This is a genomic window from Brachyspira pilosicoli, assembly GCF_019402445.1.
Classification (GTDB): Bacteria; Spirochaetota; Brachyspiria; order Brachyspirales; family Brachyspiraceae; genus Brachyspira; species Brachyspira pilosicoli_B.
In genome coordinates, this window is sequence record NZ_SRZM01000115.1 from 1 (window position 1) to 1,618 (window position 1,618).

Consider the following 1,618-nt stretch of genomic DNA (forward strand, 5'->3'; position numbering starts at 1 on the left):
TAATAGAACTTATATTATGCTCATAACTTTTTAATATAAAAACTTATAATAAAAAATAATTAAAAATTGATTAATTTTTTTCTTGACAAAATATAAAAATAAATTATAATTCTTCTTAAAGAAATAAAAAAATAATATTTCTTTATGTTTTAGGATTACAAAATGAAAAACAAATTAATCAATCTTTTTTCTTATTCATCTATCCTCTTCTTGAGGTGATCCTTAATTTCTTTTATATTATCGATTTAAAATAATCAAAAAAAACAAATAGCAAATATAGTCTAATAGTTTTTCTATTATGCATTATATTATACATTTTATACTTTTATTAACTATTTAAGGAGATTTCTATATGAAAATCGTAAATTCTTGGAATGATTTTGACCCATTAAAACATGTTATAGTAGGAAGAGCTGACAACTGTTGTATAGCTCCATCAGAACCAGCTTCAAAAGCTAAAGTACCATTAAACAGTCCAATGAGAGGTATGACAGGACCTAGACCATTAGATACTGTAGAAAAAGCAAATGCTCAATTGGATAATCTTTGTAAAATATTAGAGCAGCATGGAGTAAAAGTAGATAGACCTACTCCTCTTCAATGGAATCAAGCTGTTGTAACACCTCATTTTATGACTGGAAGTATGTTTGGCTGTATGCCTCCTAGAGATGTACTTTTGACTATTGGTAATGAAATAATAGCAGCTCCTATGTCTTTTAGATCAAGATATTTTGAGTATTTGGCTTATTCACCTATACTTAGAAAATATTTTGATGAAGACCCTGATTTTAAATGGATATCTGCACCAAGACCAGAACTTGGAGATGCAAGCTATGATATGCATTATTTTGATGGAGATGTTACCGAAGAAGTTTTACTTGAAAGAACTGCTAAACTTCATATGGTTACAACAGAACATGAAATACTTTTTGATGCTGCTGATGTTATGAGAGTTGGTAAAGATTTATTCTGTCAGCATGGTTTAACTACAAACAGAAAAGCTATGGAATGGTTAAGAAGACAGTATCCAGACTTTAGAGTACATGCTGTAAACTTCCCTGGAGACCCTTATCCTATACATATTGATGCTACTTTTGTACCTTTAAGACCTGGTTTAATAATTAACAACCCTACAAGAAAACTTCCAGTTGAACAAAGAAAAATATTTGAAGCTAATGGTTGGGAAATTGTTGATGCTGCTAAACCTGCACATGAAACTCCTCCGCCTCTTTGTTATTCAAGTGTATGGCTTTCTATGAACTGTTTAGTATTAGACCACAAAACAGTATTAGTTGAAGCAAGCGAAGTTTATCAAATGGAGCAAATGGATAAATTAGGAATGAATGTTATACCTGTACCATTTAGAGATGCTTATCCGTTTGGCGGTGGTTTGCATTGTGCTACTGCTGACGTTTACAGAGAGGGTTCTTGTGAAGACTACTTCCCTAAACAAGTAGATGACCCTACTTTAGTTACTTACAAAAAGTGGTAATTTGTATATAGATTGTGTTTTTTATATGTGGAGGCGAAAAATAAAATTCGTCTCCATTTTTTATATATAAATTATAATTGTTTTAATTTTATTGTTTGTATAAGTTTTTTATTCAACTTTTTCCCG

The 1,618-nt window shown here is 30.2% G+C and carries 1 protein-coding gene; it reads left to right on the plus strand.

Annotated elements, in window-relative coordinates:
* Window positions 1-352 precede the first annotated feature (352 nt).
* On the plus strand, window positions 353-1,492 hold the full coding sequence (locus E6A48_RS04530; protein ID WP_219708857.1) for a serine/threonine protein kinase: 1,140 nt from the start codon (window positions 353-355) through the stop codon (window positions 1,490-1,492).
* The last annotated feature ends 126 nt before the right edge of the window (window positions 1,493-1,618 follow it).